The organism is Scandinavium sp., assembly GCF_051650185.1.
In the GTDB taxonomy this organism is placed as follows: Bacteria; Pseudomonadota; Gammaproteobacteria; order Enterobacterales; family Enterobacteriaceae; genus Scandinavium.
This window is the reverse complement of sequence record NZ_JBOFIN010000105.1, coordinates 1-6,332: the sequence shown is the minus strand read 5'-3', so window position 1 is coordinate 6,332 and position 6,332 is coordinate 1. Positions and strand designations below refer to the sequence as shown.

Here is a 6,332-nt window from a genome sequence, read left to right as displayed (position 1 = left end):
GGGTTCGGCCCAGGTTTGGGTATCGTCGAGCCAGGAAGAAAGCATAAAAAAGCCCCATCAGAAAATTGATGAGGCTATTGTCGTCTACCCGCCGGATCGTTCAACCGATCATTCTGCTTAACCGATCGGTGTTAGCCCGAAGGCGGTTTGTGATGAGCTTTACGCTTATTCCACTGACTGTGGACGAGTCGGGCCAGCGGTTGCTGTGTGCGTGGCGCTATGGCCACCGGCAGACCCTTTGCCTTCGAAGTTGAAGTCAGGGCGAACCCAATCGCTTTGGCGTGGCGCTTCCGGCACATATTCCGGCGCTGGAGCGCGAGTCATTGGTGCGGTCGCGTGGTGGCGAGCCTCTGGCGCCGTGGCGATAACAACAGATTTGGCTGCTGCTTCGACGACTGGCTGAGAGACAACCGGCGCAGATTCAGCGGCAATCACTGGCTGTTCAACGACAGGTTGCTCTGCAACTGGCTGCTCGACGGCAACGGCCTGTTCCACTTCTTCAGCAACCGCTGGAGCAGCTTCTTCTGCGATGACTTCGGCCACAACAGCATCTTCCTGAGCAATCACCTGTGGCTGCTCAGCAACCGGCGTTGCAATCACTTCTGGATGCGTGGTTTCAACCACTGGCGCTGCAGGTTCAGCCTGAACAGACTGCGGCTCTACAACTTCCACAGTTTCTGCCACTGGCGCTTCAGCCTGAGGAGCAACCTGTTCAACGACTGGAGCAACGATTTCTGCCGTTTCTACAGCCTGAACAACTTCCTGCTCGCGAGTTTCTTCAACCTGGTTGTCATGCTGACGTGATACCGGGTAGCTGATCCACACTTTACCAGACGCCATTTCCGGGGACGCACAGGCGATAGCCAGCGGCATCGGAGACTGAGTCGGGTAACGCTCGTCACGGTAGCGACGACGACGCTGGCCGCTCACGCGCAGGTGGCGTGGAGAGCGACGTGAACGACGCGGCATACCGGCAGTTTCACGGCCTTCGCTGCTTTCGTCTTCTGCTGGCGTGTCAATAACCGCTGGCAGGTCGACTTTCGCAAGTTCAGTGCGCTGTGCTGGCGCAGCGGCAGCAGGTGCAGGCGCTTCAGCCACCGCTGTTGTTACTGCCGTTTCCTCAGCGGTCTCGATGCGCACTTTCTGCGCCAGATTACGCTGCTTACGACGCGGCATGGACTGAACGCGTTCTTCCTGCTCGGTTTCCTGAGCGGGTTGTTCTTCACGAGTCTGAACCTTCACATCCTGCTGAGCCTGGCGTTTATCGTCATTGTTACGACGACGGTTACGCTCACGACGTGGCTGCTGCTCGTCACGGGATTTAGACTTATCAGCCTCTTCCACGACGTTCTGCTGACGTGATTCACGAGTTTCAGCGTTTTGCTGCGGTTTTTCGCGACGGTTGCGACGGTTATCTTCACGGCCTTCGCTGTTTTCATTGCGATTATCGCGTTCGCCACGGTTATCGCGGTTATCACGACGGTCGTTGCGATCGCCACGGTCGTTGCGGTCACGGCGGTTAGACTGACGAGAACGACGACGATCCTGCTGACGTTCTGGTTTCTCTTCTTTCTTCACCGGCTGCGGTTCAACCACAGCTTCTTCGCTGCCACTGAACATTTGTTTCAGCGCGGAGAAGAAACGGGAAAGCAGGCCAGGTGCCGCTGCAGTTGCAGCAACCGGTGCCGCTTTCTTCGCTTCCGGCGCAGCAACTTTCGCCGTTTCAGCGGCTGGCGCTGGCGGTGCATCAGGCATCACGAACGTCGCCAGAGCAGGCTGCTCAGGACGTTTACGTTCTGCTGGTTCGGCTTCAGACGGCAGCGCCATCTCTTCTTCGTGCAGTTTCGGCAGCAGATAGCTCAGGGTCTGAGTTTCTTCGCCTTTGCGGACACGCAGAACAGAGTAGTGCGGGGTTTCCATCTGATCGTTTGGTACGACAATCACGCGAACGCCACCCTGGCGGGTTTCGATGGCGCTGATGGCGGCACGTTTTTCGTTCAGCAGGTAAGAAGCAACCTGAACCGGAACAATCGCGTGAACTTCCTGGGTATTCTCTTTCAGCGCTTCTTCTTCAATCAGGCGCAGAATAGAAAGTGACAGGGATTCGTTGTCACGGATGGTGCCGGTGCCACTACAACGTGGGCACACGTGGTGGCTGGACTCACCCAGTGACGGGCTCAGGCGCTGACGAGACATCTCCAGCAGGCCGAAGCGAGAAATGTGGCTAATCTGAATGCGCGCACGATCCTGACGCACCGCTTCACGCAGACGGTTTTCAACTGCGCGTTGGTGACGAACCGGGGTCATATCGATGAAGTCGATAACAATCAGGCCGCCGAGGTCACGCAGACGCAGCTGGCGAGCAATTTCATCGGCAGCTTCAAGGTTAGTGTTGAAAGCTGTTTCTTCGATATCGCCGCCGCGGGTTGCACGCGCGGAGTTGATGTCGATAGCGGTCAGCGCTTCGGTGCTGTCGATAACGATAGAGCCGCCTGATGGCAGACGCACTTCACGCTGGAAAGCGGATTCAATCTGCGATTCGATCTGGTAGTGGCTGAACAACGGAATTTCACCGGTGTAGAGCTTAATTTTGCTGCTGAAATCCGGACGGCCCAGCGCAGAGATATGCTGGCGAGCCAGCTCAAGCACTTTCGGGTTATCGATAAGGATTTCGCCGATGTCCTGGCGCAGGTAATCGCGGAAGGCACGTACGATAACGTTGCTTTCCTGGTGAATCAGGAACGGGGCAGGGCGGCTTTCAGAGGCTTTCTGAATCGCTTCCCAGTGCTTCAGACGGAAGCTCAAATCCCACTGCAGTGCTTCGGCAGATTTGCCGACACCCGCAGTGCGCACAATCAGGCCCATGCCGTCAGGCAGTTGCAGGCTGGAAAGCGCTTCTTTCAGTTCGGTGCGATCGTCACCTTCGATGCGGCGAGAGATACCACCGGCACGAGGGTTGTTTGGCATCAGCACCAGGTAGCTACCGGCAAGGCTGATAAAGGTGGTCAGTGCCGCACCTTTGTTGCCGCGCTCTTCTTTGTCAATCTGCACAATGACTTCCTGGCCTTCGCGCAGAACATCTTTGATGTTCGGGCGGCCATGCGCATTGTAGTTTGACGGGAAGTATTCGCGGGCGATTTCTTTAAGAGGGAGGAAACCGTGACGCTCGGCACCGTAATCTACGAATGCGGCTTCAAGGCTAGGTTCGATACGGGTAATTTTGCCTTTGTAGATGTTTGCTTTTTTCTGTTCGTGTCCTGGGCTTTCGATATCCAGATCGTACAGACGCTGCCCATCCACGAGGGCGACACGCAACTCTTCTTGCTGAGTGGCGTTGATTAACATTCTTTTCATCGTAACTTACTCATTATTCTTGCATTGACGACTAAGCTACGGGCAGAGTTTTCCTTGCCGGGGGTAAACCGATGGCCTCGTGACTGTTCACGTCGCCAACCTCACGGTTGTCGCTCGCTTAAGAGGCGCAAAGTGTCGGTAGCCTGCGTTTCAAACGGAAACACAGCGCAATTATTCAGGGGAACAGCCTGGGAATGATTCTCCAGAGAAGGTTCCTTCTATACTCAGTGTTTTTCAAGTCGCAGACGGTGGCTTCACCTGCTTACCCCAGTCACTCACTGGAGTAGCGCCTGGAGATCCCAGGTTTGCCGCCAACAGCGGCTTGAAATTAAGAGTATCAACCGGTAAGGACTGCAACCCGCAGCCCGCTAACTGTCTGAAAGATAAATACGTCTTACGCCATTGCTGCATAAAAAATCATTCAGACAAAATGGGTCATTCCGCTTACTGCTTGTACTTACAAGAGATCAGCACGGAAAACGGCATCATTATTCCTTGCTCACCCTGTTATAGCAAGATGACTTTTACCATTTATCACCCGGTTACTCACAGTTTTTTCACTTTCCCGAACGGATTGTTCTAATAACCATCAATTCAGTCAGTGAGATAAAAAAGGAGTGCCGCTGACGTCATAATATAAGCACAGAAAAAGGAGTGGCGCGAATGCGTGTGCCTCTTTAGAATCGCCCCCCATGAAAACTGAGACTCCGACCGTAAAAATGGTTGCCATCGCCGAAGATGAGGCGGGGCAGCGAATTGATAACTTTTTGCGCACCCAGCTTAAAGGTGTGCCGAAAAGCATGATTTATCGCATCCTGCGTAAGGGTGAAGTGCGCGTGAACAAAAAGCGCGTTAAGCCGGAATATAAGCTGGAAGCGGGCGACGAAGTGCGTATTCCGCCAGTGCGAGTCGCGGAGCGTGAAGAAGACGCCGTTTCACCACATCTGCAAAAAGTGGCCGCGCTGAGCGACGTTATCCTTTATGAGGATGATCATATTCTGGTGCTGAATAAACCGTCAGGAACAGCAGTACACGGTGGCAGCGGTCTGAGCTTTGGTGTGATTGAAGGCCTGCGAGCACTGCGTCCTGAAGCGCGTTTCCTTGAGCTGGTTCACCGTCTTGATCGAGACACATCGGGTGTTCTGCTGGTTGCCAAGAAGCGTTCGGCGCTGCGTTCCCTGCACGAACAATTGCGTGAAAAGGGCATGCAGAAAGATTACCTGGCGTTGGTGCGCGGGCAGTGGCAGTCACACACGAAAGTGGTGCAGGCTCCTTTGTTGAAAAATATTCTGCAAAGCGGTGAGCGTATTGTGCGTGTGAGCCAGGAAGGGAAGCCGTCTGAAACTCGCTTTAAAGTGGAAGAGCGTTTTACCCATGCGACGCTGGTTCGCTGTAGCCCGGTGACAGGGCGTACGCACCAGATTCGTGTGCATACGCTGCATGCGGGGCATCCGATAGCGTTTGACGATCGTTATGGCGATCGTGAGTTTGACAGACAGCTTGCAGGCACGGGGCTCAACAGACTGTTCTTGCATGCCGCTGCGTTAAAGTTCACTCATCCGGGAACGGGTGAAACGCTGCGAATTGAAGCGCCGATGGACGAGCAGTTGAAGCGCTGCTTGCAGGTTTTGCGCAGTCAGAAGTAGTTTTAATGCCGGGCGGCGCTGAGCTTGCACCGGCCTACGAGTGTGTAGGCCTGCTCAGCGAAGCGCCAGCAGGCAATATCGCCTTATCCCAGTAAAGGATTGTGGTGCTCGTACCTCAGCATTTTGCACAACGCAATCAGCGGCAGCCCGACAAGCGTATTCGGGTCTCTGCCTTCCAGCCTGTCGAACAAACTGATCCCCAATCCTTCACTTTTGAAACTTCCCGCGCAGTTCAGCGGCTGCTCTTTTTGGATGTAATGTGTAATTTCGCTTTCGGTGAGCTGGCGAAAGTGGACATCGAACGGTTCGCATTCGGTCTGTAAATGCCCCGTAGCGCTGTTATAGAGCGCAAGGCCTGTATAGAAGGTGACGACATGCCCGCTCGCTTTACGCAGTTGCTGATGCGCATTTTCTTCGGTATGCGGCTTGCCGGTAATTTTCCCATCCAGTACGCACACCTGATCGGAACCAATGATCAGGTGTTCGGGATAGCGTTCTTTCAGCGCCATAGCTTTGGCCTGGGCCAGACGCAAAACAAGCTGGCGAGGCGTTTCACTTGGCAGAGGCATTTCATCTACCTGCGGGGCCGCGCACTCAAAAGGCAATTCAAGCTTTTTAAGTAATTCGCGGCGATAAGGGGAAGTAGAAGCAAGAACTAGACGAGGCATAATTTTTTTACCAGGATCTGGTGATTCGGATTGCGACATTTTAAACTACAGGCCGCAATGTGTGCGAATAATTGGCAAAAGGCGCCTGAGGGTGCCTTTTTCTTTGACTCTATGACGTTACAAAGTTAATATGCGCGCCCTATGCAAAAGGTAAAATTACCCCTGACTCTTGATCCGGTTCGTACCGCTCAAAAACGCCTTGATTACGCGGGTGTCTACACCCCGGAACAGGTTGAGCGTCTTGCCGAATCTGTAGTCAGTGTGGACAGTGATGTGGAATGCGACATGACATTCGCCATCGACAATCAGCGCCTCGCCGTGATTAAAGGTGATGCAAAGGTTTCGGTGACTCTCGAATGCCAGCGCTGCGGGAAACCGTTCCCACATGCGGTCTACACAACGTATTGTTTCAGCCCGATCAAAAATGATGAACAGGCTGAGGCACTCCCGGAAGCGTATGAGCCGATTCAGGTTAACGAATACGGTGAAATCGATCTGCGGGCTTTGGTCGAGGATGAAATTATCCTCTCCTTACCTGTAGTTCCGGTGCATGATTCTGAACACTGTGAAGTGTCCGACGCGGACATGGTCTTTGGCGAACTGCCTGAAGAGGCACAAAAACCAAACCCATTTGCCGTATTAGCCAGCTTAAAGCGTAAGTAAT

At 53.9% G+C, this 6,332-nt stretch carries 4 protein-coding genes; 2 read left to right on the top strand and 2 right to left on the bottom strand.

Annotated features, from left to right (window positions below; genetic code table 11):
- Positions 1–165 precede the first annotated feature (165 nt).
- Entirely contained in the window at positions 166–3,354 is a 3,189-nt protein-coding gene (gene rne / locus ACRCWW_RS13770; RefSeq protein ID WP_438682919.1) for a ribonuclease E, read from the bottom strand.
- 692 nt (positions 3,355–4,046) lie between these two features.
- Between rne and rluC the strand changes: the two genes are divergently transcribed.
- Complete coding sequence (rluC, locus tag ACRCWW_RS13765) at positions 4,047–5,000, top strand: 23S rRNA pseudouridine(955/2504/2580) synthase RluC (RefSeq protein ID WP_438682918.1); 954 nt, start codon at positions 4,047–4,049, stop codon at positions 4,998–5,000.
- A gap of 83 nt (positions 5,001–5,083) precedes the next feature.
- Here the strand turns inward: rluC and ACRCWW_RS13760 are convergent, their stop codons facing one another.
- The gene (locus tag ACRCWW_RS13760) at positions 5,084–5,668 is read right to left on the bottom strand and encodes a Maf family protein (RefSeq protein ID WP_438682920.1); all 585 of its coding nucleotides are present in this window, start codon (positions 5,666–5,668) and stop codon (positions 5,084–5,086) included.
- A 141-nt stretch (positions 5,669–5,809) separates the two neighbouring features.
- On the opposite strand from ACRCWW_RS13760, the gene yceD reads away from it, so the two are divergent.
- Positions 5,810–6,331: a 23S rRNA accumulation protein YceD gene (yceD, locus tag ACRCWW_RS13755; protein ID WP_438682917.1), complete on the top strand. Its 522-nt coding sequence runs from the start codon at positions 5,810–5,812 to the stop codon at positions 6,329–6,331.
- Position 6,332 lies beyond the last annotated feature (1 nt).